This is a genomic window from Candidatus Solirubrobacter pratensis, from assembly GCF_000425945.1.
GTDB lineage: Bacteria > Actinomycetota > Thermoleophilia > Solirubrobacterales > Solirubrobacteraceae > Solirubrobacter > Solirubrobacter pratensis.
The window spans coordinates 172,770-190,970 of record NZ_AUEK01000003.1 but is presented as its reverse complement, the minus strand read 5'-3'; the positions used below and the strand labels follow the sequence as shown (position 1 = coordinate 190,970).

Genomic DNA, 18,201 nt, shown 5'->3' with positions numbered 1-18,201 from the left:
CCGCCAAGGTTGCCACATGGAGGGCGTCCTCCTCCGAGTCTGCTTCAATAGATGCGAACTCGCAGGGAGCCGACCGAGGGGAACGCCGAAGCGCGGCGCCTGGAGCTCCCGCCCGCGAGTTTCTTCCTGGAGCGCCGCCCGAGCATTGCGCCGGGACGCTTCTCACCGACCGAGCCGTGTCTTTTGGCTGAGACCACGCAGGTGGCCGAGACGGCCACGCTTCCCTCAATCGACGAGATCGAACGCGCCGCCGCGTTCACACGTGAGCCCTTCGTGCTGGAGGGCGAGGACCCCGCGTCCACGCTCTCGCCCGGCTCACCGCGCCGCCGTGCGCTCGACGCCGCATTGGCGGAGATCGAGGCGGGGGCGCGCACGCCGAGCGTCGAGTGGCGCCGGCACTGGTCGCTGATGCTCGGCCTGGACCGGCTGCTCTCGCAGGACGAGCCCTCGCTGGTCGACGGCACGGTGCTCTCCGCCCACCAGGTCGACGCGCTGTCCGGGACGTTGACGGCGCTGCTCGCCGACACGCAGCGCTACGGCAACAACGGCGGGTCGGTCAACGGCTCCAACGGGACGGTCGACACCGAGGTCCAGCTCGCGTCCCCAGGGATCCCCGGCGAGGAGGACGTCGACGACGAGGACGAGCCCGAGGAGCCGCAGGACTGGTCGGAGTCCGGCGACGATCAGTACGCGGAGGCGCCGGAGGACCCGAACGCCGGCAAGCGCTTCTGGTTCGAGCACGCGACCGGGGCGGGCAAGACCGTCGCGGCGCTCGGCTTCGTCGAGGCGTCGCGCACCGGCGGCGTTCTCATCCTGACCCATCGCCGCAACCTCGTCGACCAGTTCCACGGCGAGCTGCGCGACCGCGGCTACGCGAAGCGGATCGCGCCCGCGCTGCTGTTGGGCGAGCGCACGCCGCTCGACGGCCCCGTGACGGTCGAGACCTACCAGTGGTTCGTCCGCAACGCCGGCAACATCTCCGACGCCTACTCGATCGTCATCTGTGACGAGGCCCACACGGCGCTCGGCGAGAAGACGTCCGGCTCGATCCGCGCCTGGACCGGCCCGATCTTCATCGGCATGACCGCGACCGGCGCGCTGATCGCCCGCCACGTCACCGATCTCTTCCCGACGCAGACCTCGCGCTTCGACCTCGCGCAGGCGGCGCGCCGCGGCGTCATCGCCCCGCTGCGCTGCGTCCGCATCCCGCCCGGCCCGGGCGTGCGCACGATCGCCAAGGTCCCGCTGCGGCGCGGCGAGGTGGACACCGAGTTCGACCAGGAGATGCTGGCCGAGCTGCTCGATCAGCTGCCGTTCAACCTGGCGATCGCCGATCTCTACAAGACGCGCTTCAACAATGTCCCCGGCGTCGTCTACGCCGCCGGCGTGCGGCACGCGTACAACGTCGCGCAGGCGTTCCGCGACCTCGGCATGAAGGCGATGGCCGTCTCGGGCGAGACGCCCAAGCGCGAGCTGGCGCAGATCCTCGCGCGCTACGAGCGCGGCGACATCGACGTGCTGGTCAACGCGCAGCTGCTCGCCGAGGGCTGGAACTCGCCGCGCGCGACGGTGTGCATGCACCTCGCGCCGACCGCCTCCAAGCGCATCTACCAGCAGCGCGTCGGCCGCGTGACGCGCCGCCACCAGGGCAAGGAGGCCGGCATCGTCGTCGACTTCGTGCACCCGGCGACCAAGCACGACGACCCGGTCGTGACGCTGCACTCGCTGCTGGACCGCGACGTCTACCGCGGCGGCGCGATCGTGGTCGGCCCGGTGCGGCGCGGACGCGGACGCCGGCTGCGCGTCGAGCGCCGCGTACTGCCGGTGACGGGGGACGAGAACCGGCGGATCGAGGTCTTCGAGCGCGAGCTGTGGCGGATCGCCGTCGAGCACCTCGACTACGGCGAGCAGGTCCAGTGGGCGGCGCTGGCCGGCGCGCGCGTCGCGCCGACGGGCTGGCGCCGGGCGCGGGCGATGCTGCACTTCGACCAGGGCGGCGAGCTCAAGCGGACGTTCTTGATCACCGCGGTCGACCGCAACAAGAACCCGCAGCTGCGCCTGCGCGCGCTGCAGGAGATCGCGTCGGGCCGCGACGCCGAGGCGTTCGACCGCGCGCTGGACTTCGTCGAGTCCTGGCCCCGCGACGACAAGCGCGAGGGCGTGAAGGTCGTCCTGCAGGCGCTCGCCGAGAAGAAGATCGGCCGCCGCGACCAGGCGAACAACTGGATCTGGCGCTGCGCGAACATGACGCGCGAGATCCACGAGGAGTACGCGGTCCAGCGCTGGCCGGAGACCAAGCGGCTGCTGGGCCTGCTCGTGAACTCCTCGGGCGGCGCCCACGCGCGCAACGCGCGCCGGCTCGTGCACGCCTCGCGCCAGCAGGACCGCAGGCTGAGCGCGGCGCTGCTGGCCGCGGCGATCCCGCATACGGCGGAGGCGGGCGAGGTCATCAACGGCGCCCGCACGCGGATGTCGCGCAAGCCGGCGGCGCTGGCGCGCGAGCTGCTGCGCAACTTCCCGAAGGGCCGCGGCAAGGCCAAGCGGCGCCGCTCGCGGCGCAAGGGCGCGGGGGAGGCGCCGGGCGCGGTGACGGAGGCCGTCGGCGTCGCCGGCGTGGGCGTCGGCGAGGAGCTCGAGGACGCGGTCGAGACCGCGGCGAAGCCGTCGCGCTCGCGCCGGCGCAAGACGGTGGCGGCCGATCCCGAGCGCGTCGAGGGCGGCGTGCGCCGCGTGACGATCGACGACGAGCCGGAGCCGGTCGTGACCGACGCAGAGGAGGCGCCGAAGCGCTCGCGCCGCTCCCGCCGCAAGCCCGCTGCCGCCACCGGGCCGCTCGCCGACGCCGCGGCCGCGGTCGAGGCGGCGGTCGCCGCGGCCGCGTCCGATGCGCCCGCGAGGCCGCGGCGGACGCGCGCGAAGAAGACGACCGCCGACGCCGCGCCCGCGCGGCGCCGGCGCGCGAAGAAGCCGGTGACCGAGGAGCCCGTCGTGGCCGCCGCGGTCGAGGAGGCGCCCGCTCCCGCGCCGGCCCGGCGGACGCGCGCGAAGAAGGCCGCCGAGGCGGCTGCGCCGGAGGCCGCCAAGCCGGCCCGCCGGACGCGCGCGAAGAAGCCGGCCGAGCCGGCCTCGCAGCAGACGCTGTTCACGCCCGACGGAGCGACGCCGGCGCCGGAGACGGCCGCCAAGCCCGCGCGCCGGCCGCGCGCGAAGAAGGCCGACGAGGCGCCGGCCGCGAAGAAGCCCGCCGCCAAGAAGGCCGCCGCGAAGAAGACGGCCGCGAAGAAGCCGGCCGCCAAGAAGGCCGCCGCGAAGAAGACGGCGGCGAAGAAGACCGCGGCGAAGAAGCCGGCCGCCAAGAAGACCGCCACGGTCGCCGCCCGGCGGCCGCGGGCCAAGAAGGCGTCCGGCGCGCCGCTGGAGGACGCCGCGGCCTAGTGCCCCACGTGCCCGAAGCCGGTGCAGGCGGCGAGGGTGAAGACGGCGAGGGCGGCCTTGGACCACGCGGACAGCGCGCGGTCGCCGGCGCCGAGCAGGAGCGCGAGCGCGCCGGCCGCCGCGACCAGCCCGGTCAGCGTGCCGAGGACGCCGGGCACGCCGATCTCCAGGCCCTGCAGGCGCGTGACAAGCCAGACCAGCGCGATCGTCGCGTCGACCGCCGCCGCCGGGCCGACGACCCAGCGCGCCGCGGTGAACGCGAGCCCCGCCGCGAAGGCGCCCTGGACGAGCGCCATCGCGAGGTCTCCGACGCCGGCCGGCCAGACGCCGCCGGGAGCGTGCGACGCTCCCATGACGTGGGTGAGCGCGGCGGCGAGCGTCGCCAGGCCGAGCGAGGTCCGCAGCTCCGCCGCCGGCGCCCGCCGCACTTCGGCATACGCGCTCATGCGCTCGAGACCAGGCGCCAGCCGATCTCGGCCGGCGCGGGGGCCGGCGCGGCGGCGACGGGCGCGGGAGGCGCCGGGGCCGGGGCGCTCGTGATCACGAACGACTCCGCCGCCGCGGGCTGTGGCTCGACCGGCGCCACGACGCACGGCGCGCCGAGCTTGTAGACGAACCGCGTGCGCGCCTCGTGGTAGCTGCGGTCGGCTCCGAAGAAGCACTCGTACGAGCGCGCCATCTCCTCGCCGCGGTAGGCCTCGAGCGGCTTCACACGCTCGTCGGCCGCGCGGCGGCGGCGCTTCTCCTCGATCCACGCGTGCCGGTCCTGGTGGCGCGCGAGCTTGGCCGCGACCGCGCGGACCTGCGCCCGGAAGCCCGTGACGTCGTCGCCGAACACGTCGTCGATCAGGCCGATCTCCTTCGCCCGCCGCGTCCCGATCGGCTCGAACTTCCCGGTCTTGATGCCGGTCAGCTCGGCCGTCAGCTCCGCGCCGACGCGGCGGGGGAGCACGTAGGTCCAGTACTCGGAGCCGTAGAGCCCGCCCATGTGCTGGTAGTACGGGTTCAGGACGACGTCCTTGCGCGCGACGACGTGGTCGGCCGCGACCGCGAACGGCACGCCGCCGGCCGCCGCGTCGCCGCACAGCGCCGAGATCACCAGGTGCGAGTCCGTCTCGAGGATGTCGCGCACGACGTCGTCGATCGCGTGCAGGTTGAACCAGGACTCCTCGCCCGGGTCGTGCGCCGCCTCGATCACATTGAGGTGGATCCCGTTCGAGAAGAAGTCCTCGCCGCCCATCAGCACGATCGCGCGGGTCGTGCGGCGCGAGCGCGCGTACGCGTACGCCTCGCGCAGTCGCCGGCACTGCTCCGTGCTCATCGCGCCGTTGTAGAAGTCGAAGTACAGGTAGCCGACGCCGTCGGCCTCCTCGTAGGAGATCTCGCGCCACGTGTGGCCGGACGGGATCGGCGCGTGCAGCGGGACGCCGACCTCCGGCACGTCGAGCGTCACGCCCGCCAGCGCGAGCGCGTGGGTGGCCGGCAGCTTGAAGCCCTCGACGTCCTTGGGCGGCTTGAGCTGCGTGATCCACACGGCACCGTCGGCCGTCGCGCGGCACAGCCCGCCGTTGCGGGTCGCGACGATCTCGCCCGGCACGCCGCGAAGCGTGCGCTCGGCGTGCGCGCCGAAGAGGTGGAAGTCGATGCCGGCGATGCTGTCGAGCACGCCCGGGAAGCCCTCGGCGGCGCGGATCCTGCGGAGCACCGTGGCGGTGCTGTCCGACGTCCAGTCGATCGACCGCACGGCCTGCTTCATCAGCGGGCGCAGCTGCCCCGTGACGTTCGGGTCGGAGTAGTCCAGCGGCTCGGGCGTGAAGCTCGGATCGGCGAGCTTGCGCATCGTCTCCAGCAGCGCCTCGATCGCGTGGCTGCGCACCTCATGCCGGTACAGGCTGCTCTTGCCCACCGGGCGCGTCGCGAACCTGCGCGTCGCCCAGACGTCCCCGGCGTCGGGCTCCTCGGCGGCCTCCAGGACGGTCACGCCCCACTCGGCGTAGCCGAGCTCGATCGACCAGTCCAGCGACGACGGCCCGCGGTCGCCCTGCGGCCCCGGATGCACCACGAGGCAGCGGTGCTCGCGCCAGATGCTCTCCGGGATGAACGTCTTGAGCATGGGGCACACGATCAACTCGGGCCGGTGGACCGCGACGGCGGCCTCCATCTGATGCGCCGCGCTGACGACCTGCACCGTGACGTCGTGACCCAGCTCGGTCAGCGCGATGTAGGCACGCTGGCTCAGGCTGTTGTGGGCGGAGACGAGAAAGAGGACCTTCAGTCCGTTGTCGGTCAGCTCGTTCATGGTGCTCCGCTTGATCGACGTGGCGCACATGCACTTGATGCAAAAACGGACAAACGTCCAATGCCGTAAACGCTGCGGCCCCCGGGTCGATGACCCACGGTGTGGACCCCGTGGCAAGGAGGCGACGGCAATGACGAACGAAACCGGCTCGGTCCGGTGGCGCGATCGCCTTCCGCGAGGGCAGACGCTCCCGCCGGAGACGTGGGCGCGGCGGCATCGCGCGATGAGCTGCGTGGCCTGGGCGCACGTCCCGGCCCTGCTGATCTTCGCGCTCGCCACCGGGCATGCGCTGTCCGGCGCGCTGCTGGACATCACCCCGATCGCCGTCTTCGCCGCCCTCGCCGGCCGCGCCGACCTCGGCCGCCGCTACCGCGCGGCCGCCGTCTGCTTCTCGCTGCTGACCTCCTCGGCGATGCTCGTCTACTTCTGGGACGGGCGCATCGAGGCGCACTTCCACTTCTTCGTGATGGTCGCGCTGCTGGCGACCTACGAGGAGTGGTTCCCGTACCTGCTCGCGTTCCTGTACGTGCTCGTCCACCACGGCACGATGGGCGTGCTGGACTCGGTCTCGGTCTACAACACGCCCGACGCGCAGGCGAGCCCGTGGAAGTGGGCCGCGGTCCACGCGCTCTTCATCAGCGCGCTGGGCATCGTGAACATCGTCTCGTGGCGCATGAACGAGGACGCGCGCGAGGAGACCCGCGACTCCGACCAGCGCTTCCGCTCCGCGTTCGAGGACGCGCCGATCGGCATGGCCCTCGTCGGCCTCGACGGCAACATCCAGCGCGTCAACGACCGCCTGTGCGCGGACACCGGGCTGACGGCGGGCGAGCTGCTCGGCCGCCGGCTGGACTCGCTCAGGCCGGAGTCCGACCACGACGGCTCGATGTGGCCGGCCGAGGCGGGCGTCGAGATCGAGCGCCGCTTCACGCGCGCCGACGGCTCGATCGGCTGGGGCCTGTGGCAGCACTCGCTCGTGCAGGACCGCGACGGGGCGCCCGCGTACTGGGTCTGCCACATGCTCGACATCTCCGCGCGCAAGGGCGTCGAGCGCCAGCTCGACTACCAGGCGCACCACGACCCGCTGACCGGCCTGCCCAACCGCACGCTGTTCCTGCAGCGCCTGCACGAGCTGATCTCCGTGAGCGGGCACGACGACGTCGCCGTGCTGTTCGTCGACCTGGACAACTTCAAGCTGATCAACGACTCGCTCGGCCACGGCGCGGGCGACCGCCTGCTCGAGGTCGTCGCCGAGCGGCTGCGCCGCGTCCTGCGGCCCGGCGACCTGATCGCGCGCTTCGGCGGCGACGAGTTCGCGGTGATGATCGGCAACGCGGGCGGCGAGAAGGCGGCGCGGCGGGTGGCCGACCGCCTGGCGGGCGCGCTGCGCGCGCCGGTGGAGCTCGACGGCGGCCAGCGCTTCGTCACGGCCAGCTTCGGCGTGCGCTCGATCAGCGCCAACGCGGCCGATCCGGAGGAGCTGCTGCGCGACGCCGACGCCGCGATGTACCGCGCGAAGGAGCTCGGCAAGGCGCGCTGCGAGGTGTTCGACATGAGCATGCGCGAGCGCGCCGTCGAGCGGCTCGACCTCGAGGGAAGCCTGCGCCACGCGCTCGACCGCGGCGAGCTGAAGATGCTCTACCAGCCGCAGGTGGAGCTCGCGAGCGGGCGCATCGTCGGCGCCGAGGCGCTGATCCGCTGGTACCACCCGGAGCGTGGGCTGATCGTCCCGCCGGCGTTCATCCCGATCGCCGAGCAGACGGGCCTGATCGTCCCGATCGGCGCCTGGGTCGTGGAGGAGTCCTGCCGCCAGGCGGCGAGGTGGGCCGCGACCGTCGACCGCGAGCTCAGCGTCTCGGTCAACGTCTCCCCGCGCCAGCTGGCCGCGGGGGACTTCCCGCTGATCGTCGAGAACGCGCTCCGCGACACCGGGCTCGATCCGCGCCTGCTGTGCCTCGAGATCACCGAGAGCGCCGTGCTCGCCGACCCGGAGGCGGCGACCGTCGCGCTGAAGCGGCTGAAGGCGCTCGGCGTCCGGCTCGCGATCGACGACTTCGGCATCGGGTACTCGTCGCTGGCGCAGCTGAAGGCGCTGCTGCCGGTCGACACGATCAAGATCGACAAGTCCTTCGTCGACGGCCTCAACAACAACGGCGAGGACACCGCGATCGTCGACGCCGTCCTGCGCCTGGCGGCGGGCCTGAACCTGTCCGCGGTGGCGGAAGGCGTCGAGACGTCCGAGCAGGTCGAGGCGCTGCTGGACCTCGGCTGCGTCCTCTCCCAGGGCTTCCACTTCGCGCGCCCGCAGCCGCCCGAGGAGCTCGAGCGGCTGCTGACGATCGACGCGCTGGGCGAGCTCGCGGCCTAGGAGCCCGTTGATCTTTCCCCGCCGTGCGATGCGGCACGCCCGCGGCGCCGGATTGGCCGGGCCCGTGCCCAGGAAGACGCACCGGTATGCCTAGGCACGGGCCCGGCGCCCGGCATCCACGGGCGCACCACCTCGCATCGACGGATCAAAGTTCAACAGGCGCCTAGCTCAGCAGGTGGACCTCGCCGGCGGCGAGCGCGATCGTCTCGCCGCCGGTGTCCACGAGCAGCGCGCCGGCGTCGTCGATCCCGGCGCCGGTCCCCTCGCCGCCGTTCCAGCGGATGCGGGCGCCCAGGAGCGCGTCCCTGGCGCGCAGGTCGCGCAGCAGCGGCCCGGCCGGCTCGGCGAGCCGGCGCTCGAGCGCCTCGAGCAGCTCGGCGAGCGCCTGCTCGACGTCCTCGCGGCCGAGCGCGGTCGCGATGTCCTCCACCTCCGGCGGCACGCCGGTCACGTTGACCCCGATGCCGAGCACCGCCCAGGCCGGCGCGCGCGCCTCGGCGAGGATGCCGGCGACCTTGCGGCCGTCGAGCAGGACGTCGTTGGGCCACTTCACGCGCGCCCCCGGCCCGGCGAGGTCGGCGACCGCGAGCCCGGCGCGCAGCGGCAACAGCTCGTCGAACTCGCGCAGGATCAGCGAGGCCGCGATCGCGGTCCCCGGCGGCGTGACCCACGTGCGGCCCTGGCGGCCGCGGCCGGCGGTCTGCTCGGAGGCGGTGACGAGCGTGCCGTGCGGCGCGCCGGCGTCGGCCAGTTCGCGCGCGCGCAGGTTGGTCGAGCCGATCGAACGGTGGTGGAGGCGGGGCTTGCCGATCACGGCGAAGCCTCGCTCCTGCCTCGGCCGGAGGCCTCGTCACCGCTTCGCTCGGGGCTCGTTGCGCCAGGAGAATCGCCTAGAGGGCGAATCTCCCGCGTGGTAGGGATACCCTCGAGCCGGACCTCGTCGCCGGCGCGCAGGCCGAGCAGCGCGGCGGCGCTGCCGCCGTTGACGGCGAGCGCGAGCCCGCCGTCGGACTCGGTGTAGAGCAGCAGGCCACCGGGGAGCGCGTCGCCGAACGTGCGCGCGACGACGACGGGATGGCCGCCGGCGGTGCGGGCGGCGGTGCCGGCGGGCGCGTCGAGGCGGACGTTGCCGAACCCGTCGACCTCGAGCGCGTGCGCGACGATCGCGCCGCCGTCGCGGCGCGCCTGCAGGCGCGGCAGGCGGACCAGGCTTGCGGCCTCGACCGGCGCGTCCGGGACCTCGCCCAGCGCGAGGTGGGCGGCGACCGGGGCGAAGATGTCGCGCCCGTGGAAGGTCGCCGACACGGGCTCCAGGCGCCACGGCGACTCGCCGACGTCATAGGCCTCCGCCACGCCGCCGAAGCGCTCGGCGGCGTCGATCAGGAGGCCGTTGTCGGGGCCGACGAACCAGCGGTCGGCCGCGCGCAGCGCCACGGCCCGCCGCGGCCCGCCGACGCCCGGGTCGACCACCGCGAGGTGCACGCCGGGCGGCGTGAACGGCACCGCGCGCGCGAGCCGTCGCGCCCCGGTGCGGACGTCCTGCGGCGGCACGCCGTGGCCGAGGTCGAGCACCTGCAGCCCGGGCGCGATCCGCGCGATCACGCCGTGGACGACGCCTACGTACTCGTCGCCCGGCCCGTAGTCGGACAGGAAGGTGATCATGGCGAAGACCCGCCCTGCGGGCCGGACTCCCGTGCGTGGGTGAGCACGACGGCGATGAGGCCGTCGGGGGTGTGCGGGTCGGCCTCGATCGCCGGCTCGGCGCCGTGGGCGCGCAGCTCGTCGCTCGTCGCCGGCCCGATGGACACGAGCCGCGGTCCGCTCAGCGAACCGCCGGCCGCCGCGAAGAAGCGAACCGACGACGCCGAGGTGAAGAGCACGTAGTCGGCCGCGGCGGCGGCGACACGAGTGTCCTCGTCGAGCGGCTCGGCGACCGTCTCGTAGAGCGCGACGACGTCGACCACGGCGCCGCGCTCGCGCAGCGCGTCCGGGAGCACGTCGCGACCTTCGGCGGCGCGCGTGACCAGCGCGCGCTCGACGCGCACGTCCGCGAGCGCCTCCACGAGACCCTCCGCGACGGCGCGCTCCGGCACGACGTCGGGCTCGACGCCCCGCGCGCGCAGGGCCCGCGCGGTGCCCGGGCCGATCGCGGCGACGGTCACGCCGGCGAGCGAGCGCGCATCGCGCAGGTGGTCGAACAGGCGCTCGGCGCCGTTCGGCGACGTGACGCACAGGAGGTCGTAGCCCTGCGGGTCGGGCAGCTCGGCGTCGAGCGGGCGGACCCTGATCGCCGGCGCCTCCACCACGGTCGCGCCCAGCTCGCGCAGCCGCGCCGCCAGCGCGCTGGCCTGCGCCCGCGCGCGCGTGACCGCGACGGTCAGCCCGAACAGCGGCCGCGCCTCCAGCCACGCGATCCGCTCCCGCAGCCCGGCCACCGGGCCGACGAGCGTGATCGCCGGCGCGCGGGCGCCCGCGGCCTTCGCGGCGATCGTCACCAGCGTGCCCAGCGTCGTCCGCTGGTCCGCGAGCGTGCCTCGCTCGACGACCGCGACCGGCTCGTACGGCGGCCGCCCGCCCGCGAGCAGCTGCTCGGCGATGCGCGGAAGCGCCTTGACCCCCATGTAGAACACCAGCGTGCCCGGGAAGGCGGCCAGCGCGGGCCAGTCGAGCGCCGACTCCGGCTTCGCCGGGTCCTCGTGGCCGGTGATGAACGCCACGGCGCTCGCGACGTCGCGCTGGGTCACCGGGATCCCCGCGTAGGCCGGCGCCGCGATGCCTGCGGTGATGCCCGGCACGACCTCGAACGGGATGCCGGCCTCGCGCAGGGCCAGCGCCTCCTCGCCGCCGCGCCCGAAGACGAACGGATCGCCGCCCTTCAGCCGCACGACCATGCGCCCGGTCGCCCCGTGCTCGAGCAGCAGGCGCTCGGTCTCCTCCTGGGGGACCTGCGGCCCGCCGCCCTGCTTGCCGACGTCGAATACCTCGGCATCCGGTCGCGCATGGTCGAGCGCGCCCGCAGGGATGAGACGATCGTGGAGGATCACGTCGGCCGCCGCGATCAGCTCGTGCGCCCGCATCGTGAGCAGGCCGGGATCGCCCGGCCCGGCGCCGACGAGGTACACCGTCACCGCGCTCTACCTCCCGCCGGAGCATGCGGGCGCGCAGCGCGAGTCATGCGATCGCCTCCGCCTCGCGCAGCAGCTCCGCGGCGCCCGCCGCGAGCATCCGGCGCGCCAGCGCCTCGCCGGAGCCGGCCTGGTCGACCAGCCACGCCGAGCCGTCCGGCAGGCCCGCGAAGCCGCACACGACCAGCCCGTCACCGACGCGGCGGGCGAGCACGCCGACCGGCGTGTTGCAGCTCGCGCCGAGCAGCCGCACCGCGGCGCGCTCCTCGTCGAGGCAGACGTGCGTGCCCGGATGGTCGGCGGCGCGCGCGGCGTCGGCCGCGGCGCTGCCCGCGCGCGCCTGCACCGCGATCACGCCCTGGCCGGGCGCGGGAACGAAGTCCAGGTGCCTTCCGCCGTCGCGATGCAGGCGCTCCAGCCCGGCGGCGGCGAGCACGAGCACGTCGACCTCGCCGGCCGCGCGCTTGGCCAGCCGCGTGTCCACGTTTCCGCGCAGCTCGACGACCGACACGTCCGGTCGCGCCGCGAGCACCTGCGCGCGGCGTCGCAGCGCGCTCGTCCCGACGCGCGCGCCCTCGCGCACGGCGGCCAGCGACACGTCGCCCACCAGCACGTCGACCGGGTTCGCGCGGCGCGGCGTCGCCGCGATCACGGTCCCGTCGGCCAGCGCGCCGGGCACGTCCTTGGCCGAGTGCACGGCGAGGTCGATGTCGCCCGCCAGCAGCGCCTGCTCGAGCGCGCCGACCCAGCGCGACTTGTCGCCGCGCGCGCGGTCCACGTCGCCCGCCGTGGTGATCTCCACGAGCTCGCACTCGACGTCGAGCAGCGCCGCGACCGCGCGCGCCTGCGCGAGCGCCAGCGCGCTCGCGCGAGTCCCGAGCCGGAGCGCGGTCACCGGCATGCCTCGCCCGGGAGAATCGCCCCCGGGGCGATTGCTCGGAGCAACGCGAGCCCCGAGCGAAGCGGTGACGAGGCCCCTGGGCCGAGGCAGAGCGAGCCGTTGCCTGTCACGCGCGGCGGCGACGAATCTCCGCGCCGCGCGAGATCGGCGCCAGCCGATCTCCCGGCGAACCGGCTTCAGCCGATTCGGCCAGCTCACCGGCGGGCGTCTCGTCGAGCCCGAACAGCTCGCGCAGCAGCTGCAGACGCGCGTGCCGGTGCTCGGGGTCCAGCTCCTTCACCCGCTGCGTCGGCTCGTGCAGCAGCCGCTTGACGATCGCGCGGCCGAACGCCTCGACGCGCTCGGCATCGCGCTCGCTCAAGCCTTCCCAGCGGCCGGCGTTCTCGGCCAGCAGCCCGTCGACCACCGCGTCGCCGCGCTCGCGCAGCGCGCCGAGCGTCGGCATCACCTCGAGCGCGCCGAGCCAGCCCGCGAAGCGCTGGATCTCGTCCTCGACGATGTCGACCGCGCGCGCCGCCTCGGCGCGGCGCACGCGCAGGTTCGTGCGCACCGCCGACTGCAGGGCATCCATGTCGAGCAGCGTCACGCCCTCGAGCTCGGCGCAGGAGGGATCGATGTCGCGCGGGACGGCGAGATCGATCAGCAGCAGCGGCCGCCGCGCGCGCTCGGCCATCACGTCGGCGAGCTCCTCGGCGCCGACGATCGCGTGCGGCGACGCGGTCGAGGAGACCACGACGTCGGCGCGCACGAGCTCGCCGGGCAGCTCGTCGAACGAGCCCGACGCGCCGCCGTAGCGCTCGGCGAGCGCGATCGCGCGGTCGCGGTGGCGGTTGGCGACGAACATCGTCGAGACGCCCTGGGCGTGGAACGCGCGCGCGGTCAGCTCAGCGGTCTCGCCGGCGCCGACGATCGCGACGTGGCGCTCGGCCAGCGGGCCGACGGCGTCGCGGGCCGCGTCGACCGCGACCGACGCGACCGACGCGTGCCCGGTCGAGATCGTCGTCTGCGTGCGTACGCGCTTGCCGGTCGCGAGCGCGGCGCGGAAGAGCTTGTTGGCCAGCGGGCCGGTCGTACGGGCGTGCAGCGCGCGCTCGTAGGCGCGCTTGACCTGGCCCTGGATCTCGGCCTCGCCGATGATCATCGATTCCAGGCCGCTGACGACGCGGAACAGATGCCGGGCGGCGTCGCAGTTGCGCTCGACGTAGATCGAGCCGAGCAGCTCCGTCGGCCGCGTGCCGGCGCGGCGGGCGAGGATCGAAAGGACCTCCGACTCGGCCTCGACCGGCTCGCCCACGACGACGTAGAGCTCGGTGCGGTTGCAGGTGGAGACCGCGACGGCCTCGGAGACCTGCGGGTGGGCGATCAGCTCCTGCAGGAACGGCTCGACCTGGCCGTCGAGCAGCGCCAGCCGCTCGCGCAGCGCCAGCGGCGCGGTCTTGTGCGAGGCCCCAAGCGCCAGCAGCTCGGTCATCTCGCCACGGGCTCCCTGTCGTCCTCCTCGTCGGCGGCGCGGCGGTCGGCGAGCTCGTTGAGCTCCTGCAGGTCGCGCTCGATGCGCGACAGCTTGCCGGCCATGATCGCCACGTAGATGAGAACCAGCGCAAGGAACACCAGATACGCCGCGGCGACGTACTTGCCCGCCTCGTCGAGCGGCAGCGCCGGCATCAGAGCTGCGGCGCCGCCGAGCGGCGCGGGTTGGGGGTCCACACGTCCTCGTCGCCCGCGAGCTTGCGCTTGAGGCGCTTGAGCTGCATCGAGGCGTGCTTGGACGCCAGCTCGTACTTCCACAGCGTGACGAACAGGCACGCCATCCCGGCCAGCGAGACCAGGAACGTGAAGAACATCGAGCCGGGCATGTTCCCGCCGGTCGTGCTCAGCACGCGCGGGTGGGCGAGCGACTGCGCCATCCGCACCGCCATGAAGTTCAGCGGCACGAAGGCGCCGGCGACGATCGAGAAGACGGCCGCGTAGCGCGACTGGCGCTCCGGGTCCTCGATCGAGAAGCGCAGCGGCTGATAGCAGGCATAGAGCAGGAACACGATCAGGAACGAGACGAGCGTCGGCTCGTCCCACACCCACCAGTGCCCCCAGGCCGCGCGCGCCCAGATCGAGCCGGTGATCAGCGCGCCGACCGCGAGGATCAGCGACAGGTGGATCGCGACGTAGGAGCGAAGGTCGTGCAGCCGGTCGCCCGTGCGCAGGTACAGGATCCCGTACACGCCGCCGGCGACGAAGCCGCACAGCGCGACGATCGCGAGCGGCACGTGCAGGTAGAAGATCTTCTGGATGAAGCCCTGGTCGGCGTCGTCGGGCGCGTAGAAGAAGACCAGCGCGAAGGCGCCCACGATGAGCGCGACGGTGAGAAGCGAGAGGGTCTTCAGCCCCCGGCCGAACACGGCTTGTCAGTCCTCCAGCAGGAAGTCGAAGAGCGCATAGGCGATCAGCCCGAAGACGAGATCATAGAGCCCGAGGACCAGCAGCCAGCGGCCCTCGAGCGGGCCGGCGCCCGTGGCCTCCAGCAGCGGCGACGTCGCGCGCGCGCCCGCGATCACGAGCGGGACCGAGAGCGGCAGCGCGAGCAGCGGCACGAGCAGGTCGCGCGCGCGGGTCTCGACGGCCAGCGCGCCGACGAGCGTTCCGATCACCGCGAGCCCCGCGTCGGCCAGCAGCAGCACGACCGCGAGGCCGGGCAGCGCCGGGAACGGCGACGGGTCGAGCAGCAGGATCGAGAACGCCGCGATCGCGGCGACCTCGAGCACGACGAGGAACAGGAACAGCACCGTCGCCTTGGCGACGAACATCGCGTTGCGCTCGACGGGCGCGAGCAGGAAGCCGTCGAAGCCGCCCTCCTCGCGCTCGGCCACGAAGAGCCGGTTGATCCCCAGCACGGCGGCGAACAGCAGCGTCACCCACAGCACGCCGGCGGCCAGGTCGCCGTCCACCGAGGGGCGGTCGAGCGCGAAGTGGAACAGCACGAAGGTGCCGAGTGAGAAGAGGACCATCGCAGGCACGGACTCGCGGGTGCGCAGCTCCAGCCGCAGGTCCTTGCGGATCAGCGCGCCGATCGCCCGCTTCATGCGTAGAGCCCTCGCACGTCCTGGGCGCTGACGCTCTTGGCGTCGGCCAGGATCGCCGGCCGCCCGCCGCGCAGCCCGAGCACGACGTCGGCCTCGCGCAGCCCGTGCTCGACGTCGTGCGAGATCAGCACGCGCGTCCCGCCCGCGATCAGCGGCGAGACCGCCGCCGCCGCGCCCGGATCCAGCCCGGCCAGCGGCTCGTCGAGCAGCAGCAGCTCCGGCTCGTGCAGCACGGCGCGGCAGACCGCGAGCCGCTGCACCATGCCGCGCGAGAACGTGTGCACGGGCTCGTCGCCGCGGCGCTCCAGGCCGACGGCCTCCAGCAGCGTGTCGATGCGCGCGGGCGCCACGTCGTGCAGCCGGGCGTGGAAGCGCAGGTTCTCCCGCGCCGTCAGGTCGCGGTACAGCAGCGGGTCGTGGCCGAGGAAGCCCACCTTGCCGCGCACCGCCCAGCCGTCGCGCGGCAGCTCGCGGCCGAGCACGCGCACGGCGCCGCGGTGCGGGCGCAGGAGCGTGGCGAGGATCCGCAACAGCGTCGTCTTGCCGGCGCCGTTGGAGCCGAACACCGCCAGGGTTTGACCCGTGTCCAAGCCAAGCGTCACGCCGGTGAGCGCGATGCGCTCGCCGTACGCCCGGCCGACGTCAGCCAGCTCGATCGCTCTCATGGTGCGACGAGTCCCCTCTCAGGGTGCGCACCACGTGCTTGAGCGTCGGCGCGAGCACGGGGAAGAGCTGGTCGATCGCCTTCGGCGAGCCGGGGAAGTTGACGATCAGCGTCTGGCCGGCGATGCCCGAGACGCCGCGCGTGAGGATGCCCATCGGCGTGTACTTGAGGCCCTCGGCGCGCATCTGCTCGGCGAAGCCGGGCGCCTCGCGGTCGATCACGGCGAGCGTCGCCTCGGGCGTGATGTCGTTCGGCGTCAGCCCGGTGCCGCCGGTCGTGAACACGAGGTCGTAGCCCTCGCCGACGAAGTGGTGCAGGCGGTCCTCGATCAGCGCGAAGTCGTCCGGCACGACCTCCATCGCGAGCACCTCGCAGCCCGCCGCGTCTGCGGCGGCGGCCAGCGCGGGGCCGGACAGGTCCTCGCGCTCGCGGCGCGAGACCGAGGTGGAGACGGTGAGGATCGCGGTGCGGATGGGTCGGGAGCGTAGCCGGGCCGGCGCTCGAGCGCGCTCTAACCTCGCCGGTACGACACCGGAGATCGAGATCCACCGCGAAAGGCTGAACGCTCCTTGATCCAGCAGGTCCCGCTCGGCACCCAAGGCCTCGTCGTGTCCCGCCAAGGGCTCGGCTGCATGGGGATGTCCGAGTTCTACGGCCAAGGCGACGACGCCGAGTCGACCGCCACCATCCAGCGCGCGCTCGACCTGGGCGTGACGTTCCTCGACACCGCCGACATGTACGGCCCGCACACGAACGAGGTGCTCGTGGGCAAGGCGATCACGGGCCGGCGCGACGAGGTCCAGCTCGCCACGAAGTTCGGCAACATGCGCGACCCCGACGATCCGCGCAAGCGCGGCGTCAACGGGCGGCCCGAGTACGTCCGCGAGGCGGTCGAGGGCTCGCTCAAGCGCCTCGGCGTCGACCACATCGACCTCTACTACCAGCATCGCGTCGACCCGGACACGCCGATCGAGGAGACGGTCGGCGCGATGGGCGCGCTCGTCGAGGAGGGCAAGGTGCGCTACCTCGGGCTCTCCGAGGCGGCGCCGGAGACGATCCGGCGTGCGCACGCTACGTTCCCGATCAGCGCGCTGCAGACCGAGTACTCGATCTGGGCGCGCCAGCCGGAGGCCGAGATCATCCCGACCGTCCGCGAGCTGGGCATCGGCTTCGTGCCCTACTCGCCGCTCGGGCGCGGGTTCCTGACCGGCAAGGTGCGCTCGCTCGACGAGCTGGCGGAGGACGACTTTCGCCGCTATCAGCCGCGCTTCGCGGGCGACAACCTGGCGCACAACGTCGCGATCGTCGAGAAGATCGACGCGATCGCGAAGGACAAGGGCGCGACGGCGGCGCAGATCGCGCTGGCGTGGGTCCACGCGCAGGGCGCGGACATGGTCCCGATCCCGGGCACCAAGCGCCGCAGGTACCTCGAGGAGAACGCCGCGGCGCTCGAGATCGTGCTCGACGCCGACGACCTCGCGCGCCTCGGCGAGGCCGGCCAGGCGGCCGGCGACCGCTACGCGGACATGACGCCGGTCGACCGCTGATGCTCGGCGATGAGGTCGCGCACCGCGGCCTCATCGCCCGCGCGCAGCAGCTCGATCGGGTCGGGGTCGCCGTTGACGATCCCCTCGAAGAACGCCTTGCGGTCCTGGTAGGTCGGCAGCGTCCCCTTGGCCCAGCCGCGGACCTCGTTGAGCAGCACGGCGAGGCGCGCGTACGGCTCGCCGTAGACGTCGGCGATCTGCGCCTTGATGCGCTTGGCCAGCGCGGGCGAGGCGCCGGCGGTGGAGATCGCGATCGCGAGCGGGCCGGTGCGGACGATCGCCGGCAGGATGAAGTTGCACAGCGGCGGGACGTCGACGACGTTGACGAGCATCGCGCGCTCCTCCGCGTCGTCGTAGACGCGGATGTTCACGTCGGTGTCGCTGGTCGCGGCGATCGCGATGAACGTCGCCTCGAGGTCGCCGGTCTCATACTCGCGCCGGATCCACTCGATCGAGCCCTCTGACGCCAGCTTCTCCAGCTCCGGCACCGCGGCCGGCGCGATCAGCACGACGCGGCCGTCGCAGGCGAGCAGGCCCTCGACCTTCTCGAGCCCGATCTCGCCGCCGCCGACGACGACGCAGCGGCGCCCGGTCAGCTTCAGGCACGCGATGTAGAACGGCGTGTCGAGCATGTCGCGCACGCAGGTCTGATCGCAGATCCCGCGCCTGTACTGGCAGACGCACGCTTTTCCCGCATAGGCCTGAGCCGGCATCGACGTCTTACCGTACTAAGGAAGAGTTTCGGCCTTCGGTCCTCGCAGGCTCGGACCTCCGGACGACGTTAC

The 18,201-nt window shown here is 73.6% G+C and carries 16 protein-coding genes; 3 read left to right on the top strand and 13 right to left on the bottom strand.

Translation table 11 applies throughout. The annotated features are described in order from the left end of the window. Positions 1 to 51 precede the first annotated feature (51 nt). Complete coding sequence (locus H958_RS42495) at positions 52 to 3,435, top strand: DEAD/DEAH box helicase (RefSeq protein ID WP_081685482.1); 3,384 nt, start codon at positions 52 to 54, stop codon at positions 3,433 to 3,435. Here H958_RS42495 and H958_RS0100940 read toward each other — a convergent pair. Beyond that, positions 3,432 to 3,881, bottom strand: coding sequence for a hypothetical protein (locus H958_RS0100940; RefSeq protein ID WP_028057288.1), 450 nt, complete (start codon positions 3,879 to 3,881; stop codon positions 3,432 to 3,434). The genes H958_RS42495 and H958_RS0100940 overlap by 4 nt on opposite strands. Further along, positions 3,878 to 5,734, bottom strand: a complete 1,857-nt coding sequence (locus H958_RS34025) for a hydrogenase maturation protein (protein WP_196807148.1) — start codon at positions 5,732 to 5,734, stop codon at positions 3,878 to 3,880. The genes H958_RS0100940 and H958_RS34025 overlap by 4 nt, the downstream gene beginning before the upstream one ends. A 223-nt stretch (positions 5,735 to 5,957) precedes the next feature. Between H958_RS34025 and H958_RS34020 the strand changes: the two genes are divergently transcribed. Continuing rightward, positions 5,958 to 8,102, top strand: coding sequence for a putative bifunctional diguanylate cyclase/phosphodiesterase (locus H958_RS34020; protein ID WP_196807147.1), 2,145 nt, complete (start codon positions 5,958 to 5,960; stop codon positions 8,100 to 8,102). A gap of 163 nt (positions 8,103 to 8,265) precedes the next feature. On the opposite strand, the gene H958_RS34015 is transcribed toward H958_RS34020, so the two are convergent. The 10 genes from H958_RS34015 to H958_RS0100880 form a co-directional block, all read right to left on the bottom strand. After that, on the bottom strand, positions 8,266 to 8,916 hold the full coding sequence (locus tag H958_RS34015; protein WP_051323649.1) for a biotin--[acetyl-CoA-carboxylase] ligase: 651 nt from the start codon (positions 8,914 to 8,916) through the stop codon (positions 8,266 to 8,268). Beyond that, on the bottom strand, positions 8,913 to 9,764 hold the full coding sequence (locus tag H958_RS34010; protein WP_081685481.1) for an SAM hydrolase/SAM-dependent halogenase family protein: 852 nt from the start codon (positions 9,762 to 9,764) through the stop codon (positions 8,913 to 8,915). Before H958_RS34010 ends, H958_RS34015 begins: the two co-directional genes overlap by 4 nt. Next, positions 9,761 to 11,230, bottom strand: coding sequence for a uroporphyrinogen-III C-methyltransferase (gene cobA, locus H958_RS0100915; RefSeq protein WP_028057287.1), 1,470 nt, complete (start codon positions 11,228 to 11,230; stop codon positions 9,761 to 9,763). The genes H958_RS34010 and cobA overlap by 4 nt, the downstream gene beginning before the upstream one ends. 43 nt (positions 11,231 to 11,273) lie before the next feature. Further along, a complete protein-coding gene (gene hemC / locus H958_RS34005) occupies positions 11,274 to 12,128 on the bottom strand; it encodes a hydroxymethylbilane synthase (RefSeq protein WP_037408788.1) in 855 nt (284 codons plus the stop codon). 106 nt (positions 12,129 to 12,234) lie between these two features. After that, positions 12,235 to 13,599: a glutamyl-tRNA reductase gene (hemA, locus tag H958_RS34000; RefSeq protein ID WP_081685480.1), complete on the bottom strand. Its 1,365-nt coding sequence runs from the start codon at positions 13,597 to 13,599 to the stop codon at positions 12,235 to 12,237. Next, the gene (locus H958_RS0100900; RefSeq protein ID WP_037408787.1) at positions 13,596 to 13,793 is read right to left on the bottom strand and encodes a hypothetical protein; all 198 of its coding nucleotides are present in this window, start codon (positions 13,791 to 13,793) and stop codon (positions 13,596 to 13,598) included. The genes hemA and H958_RS0100900 overlap by 4 nt, the downstream gene beginning before the upstream one ends. Next, complete coding sequence (locus H958_RS33995) at positions 13,793 to 14,524, bottom strand: cytochrome c biogenesis protein (RefSeq protein WP_051323648.1); 732 nt, start codon at positions 14,522 to 14,524, stop codon at positions 13,793 to 13,795. The genes H958_RS0100900 and H958_RS33995 overlap by 1 nt, the downstream gene beginning before the upstream one ends. Before the next feature lie 6 nt (positions 14,525 to 14,530). Then, a complete protein-coding gene (locus H958_RS0100890) occupies positions 14,531 to 15,205 on the bottom strand; it encodes a heme exporter protein CcmB (RefSeq protein WP_028057285.1) in 675 nt (224 codons plus the stop codon). Next, positions 15,202 to 15,870 (bottom strand): ATP-binding cassette domain-containing protein, encoded by a 669-nt coding sequence (locus tag H958_RS33990; RefSeq protein ID WP_051323647.1) that lies wholly within the window; start codon positions 15,868 to 15,870, stop codon positions 15,202 to 15,204. The genes H958_RS0100890 and H958_RS33990 overlap by 4 nt, the downstream gene beginning before the upstream one ends. Continuing rightward, positions 15,848 to 16,468, bottom strand: a complete 621-nt coding sequence (locus H958_RS0100880) for a MogA/MoaB family molybdenum cofactor biosynthesis protein (protein WP_231379147.1) — start codon at positions 16,466 to 16,468, stop codon at positions 15,848 to 15,850. Before H958_RS0100880 ends, H958_RS33990 begins: the two co-directional genes overlap by 23 nt. On the opposite strand from H958_RS0100880, the gene H958_RS0100875 reads away from it, so the two are divergent. Continuing rightward, positions 16,442 to 17,416: an aldo/keto reductase gene (locus H958_RS0100875; protein WP_028057283.1), complete on the top strand. Its 975-nt coding sequence runs from the start codon at positions 16,442 to 16,444 to the stop codon at positions 17,414 to 17,416. The two genes, H958_RS0100880 and H958_RS0100875, sit on opposite strands and share 27 nt — an antisense overlap. On the opposite strand, the gene H958_RS33985 is transcribed toward H958_RS0100875, so the two are convergent. Then, a complete protein-coding gene (locus H958_RS33985; protein WP_051323646.1) occupies positions 17,386 to 18,129 on the bottom strand; it encodes a precorrin-2 dehydrogenase/sirohydrochlorin ferrochelatase family protein in 744 nt (247 codons plus the stop codon). The genes H958_RS0100875 and H958_RS33985 overlap by 31 nt on opposite strands. Between the last annotated feature and the right edge of the window lie 72 nt (positions 18,130 to 18,201).

Excerpts from the sequence above, each read along its gene's own strand:
- H958_RS0100940 (WP_028057288.1), bottom strand. The coding sequence starts at position 3,881 with ATGAGCGCGTATGCCGAAGTGCGGCGGGCGCCGGCGGCGGAGCTGCGG.
- H958_RS0100890 (WP_028057285.1), bottom strand. The coding sequence starts at position 15,205 with ATGAAGCGGGCGATCGGCGCGCTGATCCGCAAGGACCTGCGGCTGGAG.
- hemA (WP_081685480.1), bottom strand. The coding sequence starts at position 13,599 with ATGACCGAGCTGCTGGCGCTTGGGGCCTCGCACAAGACCGCGCCGCTG.
- H958_RS34020 (WP_196807147.1), top strand. The coding sequence starts at position 5,958 with ATGAGCTGCGTGGCCTGGGCGCACGTCCCGGCCCTGCTGATCTTCGCG.
- H958_RS33985 (WP_051323646.1), bottom strand. The coding sequence starts at position 18,129 with ATGCCGGCTCAGGCCTATGCGGGAAAAGCGTGCGTCTGCCAGTACAGG.
- H958_RS42495 (WP_081685482.1), top strand. The coding sequence starts at position 52 with ATGCGAACTCGCAGGGAGCCGACCGAGGGGAACGCCGAAGCGCGGCGC.
- hemC (WP_037408788.1), bottom strand. The coding sequence starts at position 12,128 with ATGCCGGTGACCGCGCTCCGGCTCGGGACTCGCGCGAGCGCGCTGGCG.
- H958_RS34010 (WP_081685481.1), bottom strand. The coding sequence starts at position 9,764 with ATGATCACCTTCCTGTCCGACTACGGGCCGGGCGACGAGTACGTAGGC.
- H958_RS33990 (WP_051323647.1), bottom strand. The coding sequence starts at position 15,870 with ATGAGAGCGATCGAGCTGGCTGACGTCGGCCGGGCGTACGGCGAGCGC.
- H958_RS0100900 (WP_037408787.1), bottom strand. The coding sequence starts at position 13,793 with ATGCCGGCGCTGCCGCTCGACGAGGCGGGCAAGTACGTCGCCGCGGCG.
- H958_RS34025 (WP_196807148.1), bottom strand. The coding sequence starts at position 5,734 with ATGAACGAGCTGACCGACAACGGACTGAAGGTCCTCTTTCTCGTCTCC.